The sequence below is a fragment of the Streptomyces caniscabiei genome (assembly GCF_014930365.1).
Taxonomy (GTDB): domain Bacteria; phylum Actinomycetota; class Actinomycetes; order Streptomycetales; family Streptomycetaceae; genus Streptomyces; species Streptomyces caniscabiei.
The window spans coordinates 1-20,675 of record NZ_JABXWI010000033.1 but is presented as its reverse complement, the minus strand read 5'-3'; the positions used below and the strand labels follow the sequence as shown (position 1 = coordinate 20,675).

The window sequence follows — 20,675 nt, the reverse complement described above, 5'->3', positions numbered from 1 at the left end:
GCGGGGCAGGGAGGGCGTCGGGCCGTCCGGTGATCAGACCGCCATGAGGTAGCGCTGGAAGCGCGGCATCAGGTATTCGAGTGCGCGGATCTCGGGGGCCGTGAGGTCCGGGTGCCAGACGTCCCACAGCAGCACGGCACGCTGCTGGGTGCCGCGGTTCCACGCCTCGTGGATGAAGCTGTCGTCGAAGAGGATGACCTTGCCCTCCTCCCAACCCCGCTCGTCCTCGCCGACCTTGATGACGCAGTCGGGCGGGACGACCAGCGGCAGGTGGGCGGTGAGCAGGAGATTCACCCCGCCCGTGTGGGGCGTGATGTGGACACCGGGGTTGAGGACGGTGAACATGCCGTCGCGCGGACCGTGCGGCGTCCCGGCGAGCGCCTCGACGGTCTTCGGGCAGCGTTCCCTGGCCTCGTCGCGCCAGGTGCCGTCGCGGTAGATCTGGTAGGTGTCCCAGCCCTGCCAGCCGAGTTCCTTGGTGTAGAGGTCCTCGTACGGGGCGAACCGGGCCTGCGCCTCTCGCAGGGCGAGGAACTCCGCTCTGACGTCCTCGTACGCGGCCTCCATTCCGGGCACCCACGCCTGTGCCGTGGTGTCGTGCCAGGGCAGGGCACTGATCTCGGGAAAGAACAGCCGGGTGGGTTCCTGGTCGTCGTGGAGGTATTCGGGGGTCTTCTCGCCGACGAGGATGGCCAGGCATTCCTCGACCCGGTCCAGCCCCTCGGAGCCCACGGCGTTCCCCAGCTCCGTCATCACGCTCTGCACGTCCACTTCAGTCACTCCTTGTAGGTGCGTCGAATCGGTCGGCCCGTGCGCCGGCACGGGCCCGGGCGGCGGCGCGCCGCCGCTGCGCCCGCCCTGTCACGTCGTCGGGCGGGGCGGTGGGGCGGGGCTCGCTCGCCGTGTCGTCCAGGCCCGCGACGAACTCGGCGATCGTGGGTCGGGTGAAGATGTCCACGAGCCGTATCTCCCGGCCCAGCCGGCGGCCGAGCTCCACCTGTAGCCGGGCCGCCAGCAGCGAGTTGCCGCCGGCTTCGAAGAAGCTGGTGTGGCGTCCGACCGGCCGGTCGGCACCCAGCACCCGCCGCCAGGCGTCGGCGACGAGCTGCTCGGTGCCTGCCAGGGGCGGAGCGGCGCTGTCCGGGAGGGCCGTCCGCGGCGCCGGCAGCCGGGCCCGGTCCCGTTTGTTCGTGGAAGTGCGGGGCAGCGCGTCCATGAGCACGACCTGCTCGGGTACCAGCGCCGCGGGCAGCCGTTCGGCGAGGTGCGTACGCAGTGCAGCGGCGGTGACGTCGGAACGCACGACCGCGTATCCGACGAGCCGGGGCGCGGAGGGGGGCCCGTGCACGGCCGCGGCCGCTTCCCGGACCGACGGGTGCGACTCCAGCAGCGCCTCGATCTCCTCCAGTTCGACGCGGTTGCCGAGGATCTTCACCAGGCTGCCGGTGCGTCCCGTGAAGGCGAGCTCGCCGTTCGGCAGGAAGCGGCCGAGGTCGCCGGTGCGGTACAGCGTGCCACCGGGCCGCCAGGGGTCCGGCACATACGCCTTGGCGCTCTCCTCGGTCCGGCGGTGGTAGGAGCCGGCGAGGAAGTCGCTGCGCAGGTGAATCTCGCCGACCACGCCGACCGGGCAGGGCCGGCCGCGGTGGTCGAGCACGAGAGCCTGCCTGCCGGGGATCGGCACGCCGATCGGCACGGACGCCGCGAACCGCTCCGCCGGTGCCAGTTCCCGGTGGGTGGCGAGCACGCATTCGGTGGGGCCGTACAGGTTGTGCAGCGCGGGCCTGACGCTCCGCTCCGCCCAGGCGGCGGCGAGCGACGGCGGCAGCACCTCGCCCGCGAGCAGTACGTGCCGCAGGTCGGGCAGTTCGGCCCCGTCGCGGTCCAGCGCCTCGGTCATCACGGCGAAGAAGCCGGGCACGGTCTGTATCTGCGTGACGCGCTCGGCGCGGAGCCAGGCGACCACGGCCACCGGGTCCCGGCGGACATCGTCCGTCGGGACGCACAGGGTGGCGCCGTGGCAGACAGCCGCGAACACCTCGGTGTAGGCCGCGTCGTAGGTGAACGGCGCCCACTGGGCGACCCGGCTGCCGGGACCGACGCCGAAGCGTTCTCCCTGCCAGTCGGCGAACTGCGCGAGGGTCGTGTGGGGCAGCGCGATGCCCTTGGGTGTCCCGGTGGATCCGGAGGTGTACACGAGGCAGAGGGCGTCGTCGCCGGTCGAGGGCGCGGCCGCCGGGACCGGCGGGGACGCGCCGTCGTGCGCCGTCTCCGGTGCGATGACCTCCACCGGCACCCCGCCCCAGCGGCCGGCCGGCCGCTCCCACAGCCCGGGACGACCGGCGAGAGCTCGATCGTCGGTGAGTACGCACAGCGGCCGGGCATCGGCGAGCACGGCCCGCAGCCGCAGTTCGGGGCTGTCCGGGTCGAGGACGGCGAAGGCGGCACCGGTCTTCGCGACACCCAGGATCGCCGCGACCTGTGCCGGACCGGTCGGCAGGAGCACCGAGACGAAACGGCCGCGAGCCGCCCCGAGGCCGAGCAGCCGAGCCGCGATCCTGTCGCTCCACGCGTCCAGCAGGCCGTAGGTGACGCTCCGCCCGTCGTGGCGGACCGCGACCGCGTCGGGCCGCGCGGCCGCCTGCGCGCGGAACAGTTCGTGGACCGGCGTGGCGTGTGCCGCTCGTTCGGTGCCCGCCGGGCCGCCGGGCCGCGGAGACGGTGTCGCGTCCTGCTCCGGGTCGAGCGGCACGAGGGCCGCCTCGGCATCGGGATCGTCCAGCGCCGCACCCAGCAGGGTCTGCAGATGGCGTACGAAGCGAATCGCCGACGCATCGGTGAACCGGCGGGAGGCGTACTCCAGGGATCCCTCGATCCGGTCGGGGTGTTCCTCGAGGGCGAGGGTGAGGTCGTACTTGGCGGTGCGGGTGAAGACGCGCCGCAGCTCTCCCGTGGCGTCACCCAGCCTGATCAGACCCGGCATGGCCTCCTGGAGCACGAGCGTGGCCTGGACGAGGGCCGGTCGCGCCGGGTCGCGGGGAATCCCGAGCGCGTCCACGAGCCGGTCGAGCGGCACGAGCGGCCGGTCGAGGTCGGCGGCGAGCCGTTGCCCGGTGCGTCGGGCGAGTTCGGCGAAGGAGGCGGTGCCGGTGAGGTCGACCCGGACCGGCAGGGTGTTCACCAGGGAGCCGACGACCCCCTCGAGTTCGGGCTCGCCCCGGTTGGCCGCGGGTACGCCGACGACGACATCGTCGGTGCCCCCGTAGCGCCCCAGCAACGAGGCGTACACGGTGAGCAGCACCGTGAAGGGCGTGACCCGCAGCCGGGCGGCCGTGGTGCGCAGCCTGCGGGTGAGGCCGGGCGGCAGGGCGACCGGCACGACTCCCCCGGCGTCCGTCTGCCCGAGGCCTGCGTCGGGGTCGGTGGGCAGTTCCAGCACCCCGGGGTGGCCGTCCAGGCGAGCGCGCCAGTGGGCGAGCTGGGAGGTACGTTCCGCCTGGGCGGCAGGAGCCGTGGCGGCGGCCGCGTGGCCGAGGAAGTCGAGGGCGGGAGGCGGCAGGGGTGCGCCCGTGCCGGTGCGATGGGCGTACAGGGCGGCCAGTTCGCGCACCGCCACGCCGATCGACCAGCCGTCCATGGCGAGGTGGTGGCTGGTGAACAGCAGGACGGACGTGCCGGCACCGCGCAGCACGGTGACGCGCAGCAGCGGCCCCTCGGCGAGGTCGAAGGGCCGTGAGGCCTCGGTGATGGTGCCGGAGTCCAGCCATTCCCGGGTCGCTGCGGCGCCCGCCCCGCCTGTCCCGGCCGGTGCGTCGACCACGGTGGGGCGTACGGAGTCGGCGGGCAGGGGGACGAGGACCGGCCCGTCGGCGGTGAGTTCACAGCGGGCGGCCAGCACCTGGTGACGTGTCACGAGGTCGAGCAGGGCCCGGGTCAGGGCTTCATGGTCGACCGGGCGGTCGAGGTGGACGGTGGCGGCGAGGTTGTAGGCCGCGGACTCGGGGGCGAGGCGCTGGGTGAGCCAGAGCAGGCGCTGCTGGTCGGTGAGGGGGACCGGGCCGGTGGATACGGGAGCCGGCGAGGGCGCGGCCGCGATGCCGGGTCCGCCGGCGGAGGCGGCGGCCAAGGCGGCGGCAAGGCTCCGAGGTGTGGTGGAGGCGTAGAAGTCGGCGAGGGACGGGGCGTGGCCGAGAGCCCGGCGCAAGCGGCCGAGGAGCCGGGTGGCGTCGACGGAGTTGCCGCCGGCTGCGAAGAAGTCGTCCGTGACGCCCACCGAGGAGGGGTCCGTGCCGAGAAGCTCTGCCCAGATCTCGACCACCGTCCGTTCGGCTTCGGTGGCCGGAGCTTCGGGTGCGGCTGTGGTGACGAGGGTGCGGGCCCTTCTCGTCAGAGCGGGGCGGTCCACCTTTCCACTGGTGTTCAGCGGGAGTTCCGGCAGCCGGGCGACCACGGAGGGCACCACGGCGGCCGGGAGCACGGTGCGGAGGTAGGCACGCAGATGTCCGGCAAGGGACTCGGTGTCCGACCCGGAGCCCCGGGGCACCACGAACGCGACCAGGCGAGGGACTGCCGGGTGCTCCCGATCGACCACGACTGCGGCGGCCCGTACGTCCTGGTGGCGGGTCAGCAGGGCTTCGATCTCGCCGAGTTCGACGCGGTGGCCAAGGATCTTGACCTGCTCGTCGGCCCTGCCGAGGACGACGATCCGACCGTCCGGCAGGTAGCGGGCCAGGTCTCCGGTCCGGTAGACCCGCGCGCCTCCGTCCCCGAGCGGGTCGGCTCCCACCGGGTCGGGGACGAACGAGGCATCGGTGAGTTCGAGGCGGTTCCAGTAGCCGGAGGTGACACCGGCTCCGCCGATGAGGAGTTCACCGACGGCGCCGACGGGGACGGGGTGTCCGCGCCGGTCCAGGATGTGGCAGTAGGTGCGGGCCACCGGCCGCCCGACGGTCACGGGCTCTCCCCGCAGGACGCGCCCGGCCGTCGACCAGATGGTGGTCTCGGTGGGGCCGTACAGGTTCCACACCTCGGCACAGCGGTCGAGCAGCCGCTCGGCGAGCACCGGGTCGAGGGCCTCTCCGCCGCTGAGGGCCCGCAAGCCCGGCAGCCCCTGCCATCCGCCGTCGAGCAGGGCCCGCCAGAGGGAGGGCGTGGCCTGCATCACGGTCGCACGGGATGCGCGCAGCAGGGTGCCGAGTTCCTCGGGGTCGCGCACCGTGGCGTGCGGTGCGATGACGAGCTTGGCGCCCGCGACGAGGGGGGCGAACAGTTCCAGCACCGCGATGTCGAAGGTCAGGGAAGTGACGGCGACGAGTACGTCGTCGGTGTCGAGGCCCGGCTCGCGGACGACGCTGTGCAGCAGGTTGGCGACACAGCCGTGCGATACCGCCACTCCCTTCGGCCGTCCGGTGGACCCGGAGGTGTACATCAGATAGGCGAGTGTGTCGGCCGGCGGTCCGTCGGGGAACGGGACGGTGGCTTCGTCCACCAGGGCGCCGGTCCCGTGCGCGTGCGCGGACAGCAGTGCCGCCGCGTCGGCGCGCGGGACCGAGCCGGCGCGGTCCGCCCGGACGGACCGGCCGGTGACGAGGAGCCGGGCACCGCTGTCCTCCAGGACGTACGCCATGCGTTCGTCCGGCATCGTCTCGTCGAGGGGCACGAGGACCGCGCCGGCCCGCCACAGTCCGACGATCAGCGGCACCAGTCCGGTACCACGGGGCACCAGCAGGGCCACCCGGTCGCCGGCGCGCACGCCGAAGTCGTCGGCGAGACGTGCGGCCACCCGGTCCGCGGCCGCGTCCGTCCCGGCTCGGGTGAGGACCTCGTCGCCGTGGACGACCGCCGGCACGTCGCCGTCCCGGACCGCGCGAGCGCGCAGCGCCTCGGGAACGGTCGACCAGGGGGACGGCGTCCGGTCGGACGCGTTGAACTCCACCAGGACCCTGTGCCGCCGGGTGTCCGTCATGACGGGCAGGTCGGTGAGCTGTCGTCCGGGCTCCGCGACGGCGGCCTCCAGCAGGCACAGCAGGCCTTCCGCGATGCCTTCCACGGTCTGCGGGGAGAGCAGCGCGGTCCGGTACTCCAGGTAGGCGTCGAGGTCTCCGGAGGGCCGCGGCCGCAGGAACAGCGACAGGTCGTACTTGGCCGTGCCGCTGTGTGCCGGTACCGGCGTCGTCTCGACACCGGGCAGCCGCAGGGTGGTCGCCGGTCCGCTGTGGAAGGAGTACATGAGCTGGAACAGTGGGGACCGGCCACCGCTGACCGGTGGGGCGAGGTGTTCGGCGACGAGCGCGAAGGGCGTGTCACGGTTGGCGAGATCGGCTTTGAGGTGCCGGCGCACACGCCGCAGGGCCTGGGCGAAGGAGGGGTCGCCGGAAAGGTCGACCCGGTGGGCGATGACGTTCAGTAGTGGGCCGATCACGGCCCCCAGGCCGGATCGGTTGCGGGTCGCGACGGGCATGCCGACGACGAGGTCGTCCTGGCCGGTGTAGCGCTGGACGACGGCGCAGAACGCGGTGAGCACCGAGGCGGGCAGGGTCGCGAGGTGACTGCGGGCCAGGGCGCCGAGCCGGGTGACGAGGTGCGACGGGACGACGAAGCCGTGGACCGCGCCGGCGATGCCGTCGGCCGCCCGCTCCGTGCGGTGTCCTTCGACGGGCAGGCGCAGGTCCGGCAGTTCCCCGCCGAGCCGTTCGCGCCAGTGGTCGAGGCCCCGTCCGGCTGCCGGGTCGGTGCGTTGCCGGGCCGCGTAGTCACCCAGGTCGGGACGCGGGTCCGGTTCCTCGACCGACGGACCACCGGTTTCGGCGGCGTACTGGGCGGCGAGCTCCTCGAGGAAGATCCCGAGCCCCCACGCGTCGACGATGATGTGGTGAGCGACGAAGAGCAGCAGGTGGCGGTCCTCGCCCAGCCGGAACAGGTGCGTGCGCATCAGGGGTGGCCGGGCCAGGTCGAAGGGGGCGGCCACGGTCCGCGAGACCAGTTCGGCGAGTCGGTCCTCCCGCTGGTCGTCGGGCAGAGAGGTGAGGTCGGTCCGCTGGACGGCGTGGACGACGCGGTCCTGGAAGCGCTGCCGTGGTTCGTCGTCGGCGTCGACGACGATCGCGCAGCGCATCGCCTCGTGGCGGTGGGCGAGGGCGGCCAGCGACCTTTCCAGGGCCTCGGCGTCCACAGCGCCGGTGAGCCGGAACGCGGCGGCCTCGTTGTGGGCGACGGTGCCCGGGGTCGTCTGTTCGGCGAGCCAGATGGAGTGCTGGGCGTACGAGAGGGGGGCGTCGACCCGCTCGGACCGGGGCGGGACGGCGGCCGGGCTCATCGTGTGCCCCCGGGGGTCACGGCGGCGGCGAGGCCCGCGACGGTGGGGTTCGCCGCGAAGACACGCAGAGGTACGTCCACGCCGAACAGGGAACGCAGGCGGTCCAGGAGCCGGGCGATCGCCAGTGAGTCGCCTCCGAGCAGGGGGAAGCTGTCGTTGCGGCCGACGGCCGACAGGTGCAGCAAGTCGCACCACACCTCCGCGATCCGGGCCTCCGCCCAGCCCCGCGGGCGGTCTTCGGGGCCGGCGGCACGCAGGGCCGCGGGCAGCGGCAGGGCCCGTCTGTCGGCTTTCCCGTTGAGGGTGCGCGGGATGGCGGCGAGACGGAGGTACACCGCTGGGCGGCTGCCCGGCACCAGTCCGCCTTCTGCATGGGCCCGCAGTTCCTCGTCGTTCACCGAGTCGTCGACGACCACGTAGGCGCACAGCACCGTGTCGGCGTCGGGCTCCGCGACCCCGGCGACACAGACGTCGCGCACGCCGGGATGGCCGCGCAGGACCTCCTCGACCTCGCCCAGTTCCACCCGCACGCCATTGACCTTGACTTGCTGGTCGCGACGGCCGAGGACCTCGAGGACGCCGTCGGGCCGCAGCCGGCCGAGGTCGCCCGTGCGGTAGGCGTGAGTGCCGGTGAAGCCACCGGTCAGGCCGTCGAGGTAACCACCGAGCGGGAAGGGGGTGCGGATCTCGATCTCGCCGATGGTGCCGGTGACGGGTTCGCCCGCGGCCAGGACCCGTACGTCGACACCCGGCATGGGCAGACCGGCGGGGACCCTCTCGGCCTCGGCGTCCTCGGGGCCGAGACGGCGGAACACCTTGGTCATGGTCGTCTCGGACGGGCCGTAGAGGTTCACCAGTTCCTTGCGGCCGCCGAACAGACCGAGCCACCAGGAGACATCGGACGCTCGGACCGGCTCACCGGCGAGCAGGACGGTCCTGAGCCGGGGCAGGGAGTCCTCGGTGAGGACGGCCGCGCGCAGCGTGCGGAAGACCGTGGGCACGCAGTGCAACACCTCGACCCGCTGCTCCTCGAGCCACTCGGCGAGTGCGTTGCCGACGGGTACGGCGTCGGGGGCCGCGGCGCGTACGCTGCCGCCCGCGCGCAGCGGCACGAGCGCGTCACGGAGGAAGGCGTCGAATCCGGGCGATGTGAGCAGGGAGACCCGGGTCCCGGCGACGATGTCGAACTCCGTGGTCTCCCAGTCGAGGAAGTGTTCGACTGCCTGGAGGCTGCCCCGGATGCCCTTCGGGCGTCCGGTGGTGCCGGAGGTGCAGTACACGTATCCGGCGTCGGGGGTGCCGAGTCCACGCCACTCCGGTGCGTGCCAGAGCGCGGGTTCCAGGGTCTCGGTGTCGATGCGCCGGATGTTCCCGGTGCGCAGTGCGCGCTGGCCGGCCAAGGCGGCACGTCCGGCCGGGTCGGCGACGACGGCTGCGGGACGCAGGTCTTCCAGGAGGGCGGTCCAGCGTGCTGCGGGCTGGCGGATGTCGACGGGGGCGAAGGTCCGGCCGGCGGCGGCGCACGCGAGCAGGGCGGCGATGACCGGTACGGGGTCGGCGCAGGCGACCAGAACCAGCCCCTCCTGCGGGAGCCGGGCCTTCAGCCCGGCGGCGTACTCGGCGAGTTCGCGTCGGCTCCACTCGCGGTCGGGGGTGGCCACCGCGGTGGCCGCACCGTCCTGCTCGACGTGATCGGCCCAGCGGTCGAGGATCGCGGTATGGCTCACAACTCTCCGTTCTTGATCCGTTGGGCCACGACCGAGAGGGGATCGATGGCGGGGAATTCGGCCGACCGGCCGGCGGCCGCGATGGCCTGGGTGACGAGGTGGAGTTCGGTGCAGGCGGCCACGAAGGAGCGCACGCCGTAACGGGGCAGGACGCCGCGCAGGAAGTCGACGGTGCGCAGCGGGTCGGCACCGCGCTTGACGCGGTAGACCTCGTCGTGCAGGGCTTCCTGGTCGCCGGGCCGGAGCATGACGAGGCGGCGCGCCGCCTGTTCGCCACGCAGGCCGGAGACCAGGATGCCCGCCTGGGCGGTGCCCTTGGTGCACAGCAGGAGGTGCGGTTCCGCCGTGCGGGAGAGCTCCTCGTGGACGATGTCCACGAGGGACACACAGTGCTCGAGGAGGCCGGCCGGGAGGTCGCCGAGCACCCGGTGGGCGGTGACACAGGCGACGACCACCCGCTCGGCGCCCGCGGTCACCAGGCCGCGGACGGCCTTCTCGACGGCCAGGTAGAGCGGCTCGAGGTCGCCCCTGTCGATGGCCTCGGTGCGGTCGACCACGGCGGGATCCGACCACAACAGCACCCGCGGCGACTCCTGTTCCCGGTGTGCGCCGCAAGCGCGGTAGACGGTGCGCAGCAACTCGGTGGAGGCCAGGGGCCCCATCCCGCCGACCACGCCTACGAGGGGCAGCGCCGGCCGCTCCGCGCGCGGCCGGACCGCCAGACCGCTCTCGTCGCCGGGAGCCGCGATATGGCTCATCCGAGGCACGGCAGGTCGAACTGCTCCACGAACAGGGCGAACGTTGCGATGGCCATCAGGTAGTCGACGTCGTAGTGGGCGTGCACCTGGCCGCCCCGTTCGCGCTGGTGACGGACGAGTGCGGTCACGGTGTCCGGGTTGAAGTAGCCCTGCCGACGCACGACGGAGGGCGAGAGGAGTTCCTCGAACCAGTCGTTGCCGCCGTTGAGCAGGTCACCGCTGGTCTGGCCGCGGAAGCCGAACTTGGGCCGTGCCAGCACTTCGCCGGGGATCCGCCCCTCGGCGACACGTCGTAGTACGGCCTTCTCCGTGCCCCTGGCGACCATGAGGTGCGGGGGCAGTGCCATGGCGTGCTCGACGACCGGGCGGGCCAGGAAGGGGAAGCGCAGCTCGACCCCGTTGGCGAGTGCCATCCGGTCGCCGTGGTCGCCGAGCAGGTGGTCGGTGAGCCGGAGGTGGAAATCCAGGTAGGAGCGCTGGTGCAGCGGGTGGCGCCCCCTCAGCCGGTCGGCATCGACCAGTCGCTGGGAGGTGACCGTGAACGCGTCGAACGTCTCGGCGAGGTCGGCGGAGTACAGGTCGCGCCGGAACTCCTGGGCTGTGAGCTGCTGGGTCTCGTATCCGATGTCGACGCCCCACATGCGGTGCCGAATCTCGCGTTCCAGCTCGGCGTCGAGGCCGCTGAGTCGGCTTCCACCGAGGCCCATGTCGTCGTAGCGGTATCCGGGGTAGCCGCCGAAGAGTTCGTCGGCGCCCTCTCCTGTGAGCACGGCGACGGTGCCGTCGGCGCGTACCGCTTCGGAGAGCATCATCGAGCAGACGTTGTACGACTCCCGGACGGGGGTCTCCGCGTGCCGGACCATGGCGGGGAGGCGCTCCGCGAGGTCGGTGCGGCGGACCGGGATCTCCGTGTGGCGTGTGCCGAGTTTGGTGGCGACCAGCCGTTGGTGGGGGCTCTCGTCGAAGTCGTGGTCGGGGAAGACGGCGGAGTAGCTGGGCCAGGCGTGGCCGGGCCGGGAATCCGCGGCCAGGGCACCGATCAGGCTGGAGTCGAGTCCACCGCTGAGGTAGAGGCCCACGGGGACGTCAGCGACGAGCCGGTCGCGCACCGCGTCGCGGAGAAGGGCCTCCATGTCGTGCGCGGCGTGGTCGAGCGCCGTCTCCACGGCGGGCCCCGCCGGCTCCGGTTCACCGGCCGTGGGGTAGTCGAGGTCCCAGTACCGTTCGGTGGTCACACCGGACCGGTCGGCGATCAGCCGTTCGCCGGGGCGTAGCGCCTTGATGCCCTGGAACATCGTTCGAGGGCTGACGAGCCCGGGGAGGCTGAGGATCTGATCAAGTCCTCGCAGGTCCACCTCCGCGCGTATCGCCGGGTGGCGCAGGATCGCTTTGATCTCCGAAGCGAACAGGAGCAGGCCGTTCGCGACCGTGTAGAACAGCGGCACGATGCCGGCATGGTCCCGGACGAGCAGCAGGCGCTGCGCCGGCTCGTCGTACAGCGCGAAGGCGAACTGGCCGTCGAGATGGGAGGTGAGGTCGGTACCGTACTCGCGGTAGAGGTGGACGAGCACTTCGGTGTCGCACGCGGAGCGGAACCGGTGGCCGCGACTTTGCAGCATCGACCGCAGCCGCAGGTGGTTGAAGATCTCTCCATTGCAGACGGAGACCAGAGTGCGGTCCTCTGAGAAGTGCGGCTGATTGCCTCGATCGAGATCGTTCAGGGCGAGTCTTCGAAATCCGAGAGAAATGCCTTCACCTAAGTGGAATCCCTGATTGTCGGGACCCCTGTGAATTAACTCGGACGCCATTTCGGAGACATCGAGACCAGTGGTCCGATCCGAACCGTTCAGGCAAAATAAACCCACTATCCCACACATGCTGGAATATCCCCGTTCCATGCTCGCCTGAAACTTAGCGGCAACAAACTGAAACTAACTCAAGAGGCAGCGCGAGTCAACAGAAAATTCCATCCCCGAACAGGTTCATTCAGGCAGGAAAAGGACCTCTCTGCCATTCGGGCATGGGGGAGAATGTTCAATGGATCGAATGGCCGATCCAGGCATAGGGTCGAGGCGGCGGGCTTTGGAGCCCGCATACGATGGTCGAGCAGAAGGGCAGGAGCATTGACCGGCCACCACAACGCCGAACAATTCCCGCGCAACCGATGGACTCCTTGGGACACCACGGCCCCGGCACCTGACGGATCGGAGCCTGTGCGCGTCTACCTTCTGCCCCACGCCGGCGGCTCGGCCGGTTCGTACGCGGCGTGGGCCCGCGCCCTGACGCCTCCCGGTCTCCGGTTCGTGCCGGTGGAGCTGCCGGGCCGGGGAACCCGCCTCGCGGAGGCCCCGCTCACCTCCATGGATGAGGCGGTGGACGGGATCGTGTCCGTTCTGGAGAGTCGGCCGCCGCAGGAGAGATTCCTTCTCTTCGGGCACAGCATGGGGGCCCAGATCGCCTACGAGACGACGCGCCGGCTCGCCGAGTCGGACCGCCCGCTGCCGCAGGCCCTGCTTGTGTCGGGGTGCCGCCCGCCAGGTGCCCCGCAGCCGACGTCCCTGCACGAGCGGGACGACCAGGGGCTCTTGGAAGGCATCGTCGAGCTCGGCGGCACACCCGCCCAAGTGCTGGCGAACCGGGACCTGATGGAGATGATGCTGCCGGTGATACGGGCCGACCTCACCCTGCTGGCCCACTACGCGCGACAGACCCGGCCGACCGTCCTGCCCTGCCCGGTCGTGGCGTACGGGGGCACCGAGGACCGGCTCGCCGGACCGGAGTGGATCACCGGATGGCGGTCGACGACCGCCGGCCCGTTCCACCACCGGCTCTTTCCCGGCGAACACTTCTTCCTGCACGACCAGATGTCCGAGGTCATCGCCGACATCGCAGCGGTAGCCCGCGGAGCGTCGGCCGCGACCGGCGGCTGAGCGGCCCACGGGCCCGCGGGTCCCACGAGGCCAGGAGCGCGGCCGGCCGGCATGCGCGCGCCGGCCGCGCGGTCATGCGCCCTCGGCGGGCGCGTCCGCACCGCGGGCGTGCCAGTGATAGCTGACGTCCGGTTCGCTCTCCTCGTTGCGGCTGCCGTCGTTGAACTCGCCCGCCTCGAAGCCATGGTGCTCGTAGAAGGCGCGGGCGGCTTCGTTGCGCTGGAAGACATGGAGTGACAGTTCTTCCGGACTCGCTCCCCTGACCGCCTCGAGAAGCATCGAACCGATGCCCTGCCGCGTCACGTCCGGGCGCAGATAGAGATGATCGAGGACTGAACCTTGCAGCGCCGCGAACCCCACGATCTCAGCCGGGTCTGCGGTTTCGGCCACCCATACGGTGCATTCACGCAGAACCACCGCCTCGATCCAGGCCTGTGTCTCCTGATCGCTGTGGAGTTTCGGCAGATAGGGCATGGTCGCGCCCCTCGACGCCAGGAAAACCGCGGTGATTCCGTCGCTGTCCGACGGGCCCGCCGGTCGCAGCCGCACGTGGTCCGATGCCACGAGTCCCGCTGCGCCGTTCCACTTGGATGTCCTCATGATTGGTCCTTCCCAGGGATGGGTTCAGAGCGTGTAGGTGCGGCTCGCGTAGGACAACCCGGCCATGTGCGCACTCCATGTGAGATGCCCGGGGCGTGGTCGGTCCAGGAGCCGCTCGGGAAGACCGGAATCCTCCGTCATGGCCAGAAGGCGTACGGCGCCGGCGCCTCGCACCTTCAGGGTCAGCCGGAAACCGTGGGCGGGCGGGGCTGCGAAGACGAGCCCCCACTTCCAGGGCGACTGTGTCCGCGGCCGGTTGACGCCCCCCTTCAGGCTGCGGCTGCCCTCAGGTGCCCCCGTCAGCCGGGCGTCGATGACTTCCGTCTTCGACGTGTCCACGTACAGCGCCAGCAGGACGGGGGTGCCGCCTTCGGGGGTGACGGAGAGACTCAGACTCCGCGTGTCCCCGCTGCGTCGGTCGGCGAGCGTGGTGACGACGGGACGGGAGCCTGGGGCGATCCGGGCGTCAGCGGCCAGGAGCCCCCACGGCGGGGCGGTGAGGGCCGGGGTCCGTTCCTCCAGACCCGTGGTGCGTCGAGTGCCCGTGTAGTGGGTCACCCAGGGGTCGGGCGCGGCGTCGGAGGACACCCAGTGGGCCCGCTTGCGGTTCACGTCCACGGAGTAGAGCAGGCTGGCCGGCCGGGGATGCTCCGCGTCGGTCACGTCGACGGCCCCGTTCACACCGACCAACGCCGTGCCCAGCAGTGCCACGGCCAGCCCGCAGGCCAGAACACGCCGTTGCCTCACCGTCCGCACGGTCTCGGCCAGCGGCAGCAGCAGTGCGGCGGCGGCCATGGGGAGCAGGGCGAGCGGGGCGGCGGCCGAGGCCAGCCCGAGCGCGGGAAACAGCAGGACGACGAGCGGGACCAGTAACACGACGCCGGGCAGCGCCGGCACCGCCAGGACTGCCGCCCGCCACGCGGACTCCTCCGGCAGGCGAGCGGCGACCGACAGCCCGGCAGCCGCGAAGAGCGCGGGCCAGGTGAAGACGTAGGCCGCGCCCGGCAGGAGGACGGCGCTGCTCAGAGCGAACAGCACCAACCACGCCGCGATCGCGGCAGTCGTCTCCAGTGCCGTCGCCCGCTTCCTCACCAGCACGAGCCACAGCCACGCGATCGCCGCGGCGGTCAGCAACAGGCCCGTGACGGCTGCTCCCGTCCGATAGGGGTCGCCCTGGTGGAACAGCCCGTAGGACGGCCTGAAGAACAAGAGCGCCTGCCAGGCCACCCAGCCGAATCCGGCGGTCACCACCAGGACGAGCGGGAAGGTCAGTGCCGCGGACGCGGCGGCACGCACTCGTAGAGCACGCCGGCGCCGCGCGTACCACGCCGCGGCGGCCAGGGCGGCGAGCGCGGCCAGAGCCAGAGGCAGGACCGCACCCATCGGGTAGTGGACCAGCAGAGGGCCGACGTTGAACCAGGTGGCCTCGGGAGCCGTGGCGACAGTGTTCAGGTCCATGGCCGCGAGCTCCCGGGTGGCCGACAGCGCCGTGGTCCCCATGTCCTGCAGACTCCCGAGGTCGACGTGGTCGATGTCGTCCTCGGGGCCGTGGTAACGGGCGCTGCCGCCGATCACCGCGAAATTCAGCCCGGTCAGGCCCGCGGCTCGGAAGTGCGTGAAGTCGGTGATGTTCGGCAGGAGGCCGTAGATCTCGTCCGAAAGCGACGTGGCAACCGGCGGTGTGCCGCGCAGTGCGCCGACCAGAGCCGAACTGTGCTCCCCCGTCTCGAACATGACGGCCCGCCCGCTGGTGCCGCGTGCGTCGAGATTGATCACCACATCGCGGTCGCGGTCAGCGCGGCCGATGCCCCGCACGAAGGCCCTCGCACCGAGCTGCCCGATCTCCTCGGCGTCGGTGAACAGCAGCACCACGTCGTTCCGCGGCTTCGGTCCTGCGGTGAGCTGGCGACCGATCTCCAGGAGGGACCCCACTCCGAGGCCGTCGTCCGAGGCTCCGGGTCCGGACGCCACCGAGTCGGTGTGCGCGACGAGGAACACGCGTCCCGTGGGTGACCGGCCGGGGATCGTGGCGCTGATGTTGGAGACACGGCCTGCCAGGTGGGGACTGTCCTGCCCCGGGAGCACCTCGGTCGATTCCTGCTGCTCGGGAGAGAGCCCCCATTCCTTCAGCCGGCCCGTCACATATGACCGGACCTGCGCCGCCTGCGGAGTTCCGGAGGGGTGAGGAGAACCTGCTATCCGCTGAATATGTTCCTTGGCGCGCGATGCCGAGAAGACAGAAGGTTTGGCGTTTGCATCCACCGGATCAGGGGGAAAGCGCACCATATACCCGCATGTAAACGCGCCTACGCAAAGCAGAAGAAAGCTGAACAGCGCAGGTAAGCGCGACTTCATGACCCCCCCGGGTTAACGGAACCTTCTCCTATGCAGTTACATGATCACGGCCAGCTCAACATAGCAGGGGAGCCTCGGCAGGAAAAGGGGGGTTCACAGATGTCCGTACGGTGCGCTTTTATGGCGGGGACGCGGTTGCTTGACGTTGCACTCGGATGGTTCGACTATCAAGGGGGATTCAGGGGTGAGTGTCCCCGCTGTCCGTTTTCGGGACATCGTTAAGACCTACGGCTCGACGACTGCCGTCGACGGCCTGAATTTGGACATTCCCTCCGGAACCTGCTTCGGCCTGCTGGGGCCGAACGGCGCAGGAAAATCCACGACCATGCGACTGATCACAGGGCAGAGCCGCGCGACCAGCGGCACGGTCGAGGTGCTGGGGCATCGCATGCCGGAAGACTCACGCCGGGTGCGCTCACTCATCGGCGTGGTCCCTCAGCAGGACGACGCGGACGTCGAATTGACGGTTCGTCAGAATCTTGATGTGTTCGCCCGCTTCAGCGGGCTGCCTCGTCGCCGGTACCGGGACGCCGTGGATCGGGCACTGGCCGCTGTGCGCCTCACCGACCGTGCCGACAGCCGGGTGGAGGCGCTGTCGGGTGGCATGCGGCGACGGCTGCTCCTCGCCAGGGGCTTTCTGACAGCGCCTCGCGTGCTCCTGCTCGACGAACCGACCGTGGGTCTTGATCCGCAGGCTCGGCAAGATCTCTGGGGCGTCATCGAGACTCTCCGCGCCGAGGGCACGACGGTGATCATGTCCACCCACTACATCGAGGAGGCGGAGCGCCTCGCCGACGAGGTCGCCATCGTGTTCGCCGGCCGCGTGATCGCCCGAGCCGCTCCGGAGCGGCTCCTGCGAGACCACGCGGGAGCACAGGCAGCCGAGTACCGCGGCGACGCGGCACGCCGCACTCTGGTCGAGAAGCAAGCGGTCGGCGCGGGCCTGCCGAGCCGTCGAACCGGGCTGTCCGTTTCCGTCCTGCGGGCCGAGACCATGCCCTCCGATCTGCGTGCCTCCCTGGGGCCGCCCGATGTCGTACGCCCGACGACGCTCGAGGACGTGTTCGTCCTCCTGACGGGTGAGCTGTTCACCTGACCGGTCAGCGGCACCGAGCTGCCTCTCTCCCCCAGACGAGAAGGGACCGACTCCATGACGAGGGCCGCGCCGACAGGCTTCGTGGAGACACCGATGAGGAAGCGCACGGAGGGCGACACCCCGGTGCCTCCGCTCTTACCCACACTGCGCGCGGTCTGGCTGCGAGAGCTGCTGCTCTTCCGACGTTACTGGCCCGCCACGACCTTCGGCTCGCTGGTGGAACCGATGGTGTACCTGGCTGGATTCGGTCTCGGCTTCAGCCGGCTCGTGGACTCCGCCGAAGGCCAGCCGTACGCGCGGTTCCTGGGCACCGGCATGATCGTGACCTCCGTGCTCTTCTCGTCCGCTTTCGCGGGCATGTTCGAGACGTTCAACCGGCGTCGGTATCAACGCCTGTACGACGCGGTGTTGAGCCGTCCTGTGGACGTGTGGGAAATCGTGACTGCCGAAGCCTCATGGATCGCGGTCAAATCGTCCGTGTACAGCTCGGTCCCCCTCGCGGTCACGCTGGCTCTCGGTCTGCCACCGGGCCCGGGGCTCCTTCTCGTTCCTCTCATCACCCTGCTCTCCGGTCTGGCCTTCGCCCAGTGCGGGATGTGGATCTCCACGCTCGTGCCGGCCATCGACTGGCTGCGGCTCGTGGTGTCCGGCGTCCTCACCCCACTCGTCATGGGGGCCGGCGTGTTCTTTCCGCTGGGCGGGCTGCCCGAGTGGGTCCAGACCCTTGCCGCTGTCAACCCGATCTACCACTCCATGCAGTTGGTGAGACATTCCGCGTTCGGCACTCTCGGAGCCGGCGACTGGCTGCACGCCCTGTTCCTCATCGGCTTCACCGGGGCCATGTGGTTCCTCGCCGTCAGGGGGATGCGTCGGCGCCTCATCGACTGATGCCCTACAAGCTCCTGGTGGGTGACTGATCGAAACCGCCGCGGGCCCGCGGCCTGTCCCTGCCCCCACCTCGCGCGGGGGGCAGGGACAGGCCGCGTCCCCCTCAGCGACGCTCCAGCTTGCGTGCCAGTCGGGCCATGGGCGTCGCCGTCATGAGATCTTCGATGCGCAGCCCCTGCAGTCCGGCCCGGGAGATCCTCTCGACCAGCGCGGGCATCCGCAGATAGCGGCCTCCCGATTCGGCGTAGGACTTCGCGAGGTCGCATGTGACATCCGGGTGGAGCTCCATGAACACATCGCCGAGGGCGCGTTCCGCGGCGTCTTCGGGAACCTGCCGGTATGCCTCGTCACCGGCCCCCTCAGCCGTGGCGCGCGCGGTCAGCCAACCGGAGACGCTCGACGGCTGCGCGGGGAGAACGCCATGGATCGCGAACCAGTGCGGCAGCGGGAACCAGTCGGCGTCGGCGCGCAGGACTCGGAGCGCGTATCTCACGGACGCCGGAGTCACCTCGGGTTCGGCCACCACACAGGCCAGCAACTCCTTGCCCTGCCCCCGCCGATCCTCGTGGAAGACCCTGGCATGTCGCACCCCGGGACATCGTTCGAGGACGGCTCGGAGGTCCCGCAGCCGGGCCCAGCAGCCGTCGATGTCGACCCAGTCCTCGGACGGTGGCACCCAAGCGGGCCCGAGACCTTCCAGCTGTGATCTCAGCACCCCTGCCTCGTCCCGGACCTGTCGCAGGAGCGCGGGGAGTCCTCGCATCAGGGCATCGCCCTCCGACGCGGTCAGAAAGGCGTCGTCCGCGGTGATGTTGACCGTCGTGTGGCACGGATACACGATGATTTTGATGTCATTGGCTCCCATGGATGCCTCAGACGTGTCCCACACCTCGACGTCGACCACGTCGTCGCCACCACAGTCTCCGTCGTGACCTTGCGCTCCGTTGATGAAATTGACCAGTGGCGGGTCGTAGACGGCGTCATTCGCTCCGGCTCCCAGTTTCCACGCGTAGAACTCACCGACGTCGTAACGGCCATGCCGAAGGCACTGACGCAGAGCGGTGTTCGTCTCGCGTATCACGTCGCGGAATGAGCTGTCAGGTCCGCATTCGATCCGCAGCCATCCCTGCTGCACGACACTGCACACGGCATCCAGGCGATCCGGACTGTTTCGGTTCGCCATCAGCATGCTCAGCAGGGCGGAGTCACGCCCGTTCCGATTCGCGAGGCAGACGGCGAGGGCCGCGATCAGGACGGTGGCCGGTAAACACTTCTCTCGCCGTGCGATCTCCCGGCTCAGGGAGAGCAGGGACGGTGACCTCATGGTGAGGGAGCACCTTTTCCCGCTCCGATGGCCCGGTTCCCGCGGCGGCCGGTCGTGTATCCGGCGATGATGCGCCTGACGCCAGTGACTCAGCGCGTCCTCATTCATCTTCCGGCCGGACTCGGAGGTCTCGGTCCTCGCGTGATCCCGTGGGCTCGGCGCCGCACCGGCCAGCTCGTCTCCTGCTCCAGCCCGGCAGACGATATTTTCGAGAATGGTACGGAGATGTCGTGAAAAGGCGACCTTTCCCAGTTCGTCGACGGCCACATGATGCAGCAGGATGCAGAGCTTCGAGGGCTTCCCGGATGAAACGGTGAGTGCTGCGCGAATGGGAAATTCGCGTTCCAGGTCGAACGCCGCCGACGCGAGCCTTTCCCACGCCTCGGATTCGTCGGCGGCCGCCAGAACAGCAAGGTCCGTGCGCCGGTGCACTATCTGCTCCGGCTCACCATCAGCTCCGATACGGAACGTGGTGCGCAGGACTTCGTGCCGGGCGAGCATGACTTCCAGAGCCCGCGCCACATCGGCAGCCGATGTGCCTTCAGGCACGGATATAACCTCCGACAAAAGCAGCCAGGAAGGGGGATCCGTCCTCTGCTGGGCCCACCATGCCCCCTGTTGCCCCCATGTCAATGGAAACACTTCGTCAGTATTCATGACACCCCCAAAAGTATCCTCGGGGTGCACTCTACGGGGCGAGAAGTGGCGATGGGAGCTCTTGCCCCACTGTCCGGCGCGCGGATCAATTCAGGGGAATGTACGGCCGCGCTGTTCATGCCCACACGCGGCACATCGCCGCCGATGTGTCGCCTCACGGCCGCTTCCTGACGACCCGAGGTCGGCGGGTGAGACCCACCCGCCGACCGGTGGTCAGATCGAGTGGGGTACATGTCCGGCAGGGGATGCTGAACGTCCGCGGGCCGGCGGCCTCGACGCGGAACCCGTACGCGCCGCGCGAACCCGCTCCCCGTGCCGTTCGAGCACCAGGCGTGCCGTACGGGCTGTCCGCGCTCCCGGGAGCTCGCACCCTCGCCGAGATCGGAGACGTCCGCGAACGCTTCGCGGACGCCCGGGCCATGAAGGCATACGCCGGAACTGAGCTTGCTCCGCTTTGACGGACACCATTGGTGTGGTGGTCAGGCTGCGAGTGCGGTCTCGTATTCGGCGGGACTGCGGTAGCCGAGGCTGCTGTGCAGTCGGTGCAAGTTGTACCAGCCCTCGACAAAGTCGAAGATCGCGGTGCGGGCCGCGGACCGGCTGGGCCAGGTTCTCGTGTCGAGCAACTCTCGTTTGATGGTGGCGAAGAACGACTCGGCGAGCGCGTTGTCCCAGCACTGTCCGGTGCGCCCGACGGACAGGCGGACGCCGAACTCCGTTGCCAGGGTGGCGAATTGCTGACTGGTGTACTGACAGCCGCGATCCGAGTGAAAGATCACCGGCCGGGTGGGACGACGCTGTCGGCAGGCCGCCGTGAGGGCATCGGCGACCAGATCGGTCCGCAGGTGATCGGCCGTCGCCCAGCCGATCACCCGGCGGGAGGCGATGTCGATGACCGTGGCCAGATACAGCCAGCCCTCCTGGGACGGGACGTAGGTGATGTCGCCGCACCAGCGGGTGTCGACGCCGTCCGGGTCGGGACCGAACTGCCGCAGGACGAGGTCGGGCCGCAGGACGGCGCGAGG

General features: G+C 70.5%; 12 protein-coding genes. 3 read left to right on the top strand and 9 right to left on the bottom strand.

What is annotated here, in order from left to right; all coding sequences use genetic code 11:
* Positions 1-33 precede the first annotated feature (33 nt).
* The 5 genes from HW837_RS45910 to asnB are packed head-to-tail and all read right to left on the bottom strand — an operon-like array spanning position 34 to position 11,677.
* Positions 34-771, bottom strand: coding sequence for an aspartyl/asparaginyl beta-hydroxylase domain-containing protein (locus tag HW837_RS45910; RefSeq protein WP_052683206.1), 738 nt, complete (start codon positions 769-771; stop codon positions 34-36).
* 1 nt (position 772) lies between these two features.
* Positions 773-7,315, bottom strand: coding sequence for a non-ribosomal peptide synthetase (locus tag HW837_RS45905; protein ID WP_193381950.1), 6,543 nt, complete (start codon positions 7,313-7,315; stop codon positions 773-775).
* Complete coding sequence (locus HW837_RS45900; RefSeq protein ID WP_193381949.1) at positions 7,312-9,042, bottom strand: non-ribosomal peptide synthetase; 1,731 nt, start codon at positions 9,040-9,042, stop codon at positions 7,312-7,314. The genes HW837_RS45905 and HW837_RS45900 overlap by 4 nt, the downstream gene beginning before the upstream one ends.
* Positions 9,039-9,800: an aspartate/glutamate racemase family protein gene (locus tag HW837_RS45895; protein WP_052683207.1), complete on the bottom strand. Its 762-nt coding sequence runs from the start codon at positions 9,798-9,800 to the stop codon at positions 9,039-9,041. The genes HW837_RS45900 and HW837_RS45895 overlap by 4 nt, the downstream gene beginning before the upstream one ends.
* On the bottom strand, positions 9,797-11,677 hold the full coding sequence (gene asnB, locus HW837_RS45890; protein ID WP_193381969.1) for an asparagine synthase (glutamine-hydrolyzing): 1,881 nt from the start codon (positions 11,675-11,677) through the stop codon (positions 9,797-9,799). Before asnB ends, HW837_RS45895 begins: the two co-directional genes overlap by 4 nt.
* A 336-nt stretch (positions 11,678-12,013) precedes the next feature.
* Here asnB and HW837_RS45885 point away from each other — a divergent pair, with 336 nt between their 5' ends.
* Positions 12,014-12,730 (top strand): thioesterase II family protein, encoded by a 717-nt coding sequence (locus tag HW837_RS45885; protein ID WP_045563381.1) that lies wholly within the window; start codon positions 12,014-12,016, stop codon positions 12,728-12,730.
* Between the two features lie 72 nt (positions 12,731-12,802).
* Here the strand turns inward: HW837_RS45885 and HW837_RS45880 are convergent, their stop codons facing one another.
* On the bottom strand, positions 12,803-13,330 hold the full coding sequence (locus tag HW837_RS45880) for a GNAT family N-acetyltransferase (protein ID WP_193381948.1): 528 nt from the start codon (positions 13,328-13,330) through the stop codon (positions 12,803-12,805).
* Positions 13,331-13,354: 24 nt separating this feature from the next.
* Positions 13,355-15,472, bottom strand: coding sequence for a M20/M25/M40 family metallo-hydrolase (locus tag HW837_RS45875; protein ID WP_052683209.1), 2,118 nt, complete (start codon positions 15,470-15,472; stop codon positions 13,355-13,357).
* 397 nt (positions 15,473-15,869) lie between these two features.
* On the opposite strand from HW837_RS45875, the gene HW837_RS45870 reads away from it, so the two are divergent.
* Positions 15,870-16,781, top strand: coding sequence for an ABC transporter ATP-binding protein (locus HW837_RS45870; protein WP_196790314.1), 912 nt, complete (start codon positions 15,870-15,872; stop codon positions 16,779-16,781).
* Positions 16,782-16,874: 93 nt separating this feature from the next.
* The gene (locus HW837_RS45865; RefSeq protein WP_045563541.1) at positions 16,875-17,669 is read left to right on the top strand and encodes an ABC transporter permease; all 795 of its coding nucleotides are present in this window, start codon (positions 16,875-16,877) and stop codon (positions 17,667-17,669) included.
* Positions 17,670-17,772: 103 nt separating this feature from the next.
* On the opposite strand, the gene HW837_RS45860 is transcribed toward HW837_RS45865, so the two are convergent.
* Both HW837_RS45860 and HW837_RS45855 read right to left on the bottom strand, forming a co-directional pair.
* Positions 17,773-19,650 (bottom strand): condensation domain-containing protein, encoded by a 1,878-nt coding sequence (locus HW837_RS45860; RefSeq protein WP_193381947.1) that lies wholly within the window; start codon positions 19,648-19,650, stop codon positions 17,773-17,775.
* A gap of 479 nt (positions 19,651-20,129) precedes the next feature.
* Positions 20,130-20,675 (bottom strand): IS3 family transposase (locus HW837_RS45855; protein WP_193383572.1); only part of this gene is annotated, 546 nt, incomplete at its 5' end.

Excerpts from the sequence above, each read along its gene's own strand:
- HW837_RS45905 (WP_193381950.1), bottom strand. The coding sequence starts at position 7,315 with ATGAGCCCGGCCGCCGTCCCGCCCCGGTCCGAGCGGGTCGACGCCCCC.
- HW837_RS45895 (WP_052683207.1), bottom strand. The coding sequence starts at position 9,800 with ATGAGCCATATCGCGGCTCCCGGCGACGAGAGCGGTCTGGCGGTCCGG.
- asnB (WP_193381969.1), bottom strand. The coding sequence starts at position 11,677 with ATGTGTGGGATAGTGGGTTTATTTTGCCTGAACGGTTCGGATCGGACC.
- HW837_RS45880 (WP_193381948.1), bottom strand. The coding sequence starts at position 13,330 with ATGAGGACATCCAAGTGGAACGGCGCAGCGGGACTCGTGGCATCGGAC.
- HW837_RS45865 (WP_045563541.1), top strand. The coding sequence starts at position 16,875 with ATGAGGAAGCGCACGGAGGGCGACACCCCGGTGCCTCCGCTCTTACCC.
- HW837_RS45860 (WP_193381947.1), bottom strand. The coding sequence starts at position 19,650 with ATGAATACTGACGAAGTGTTTCCATTGACATGGGGGCAACAGGGGGCA.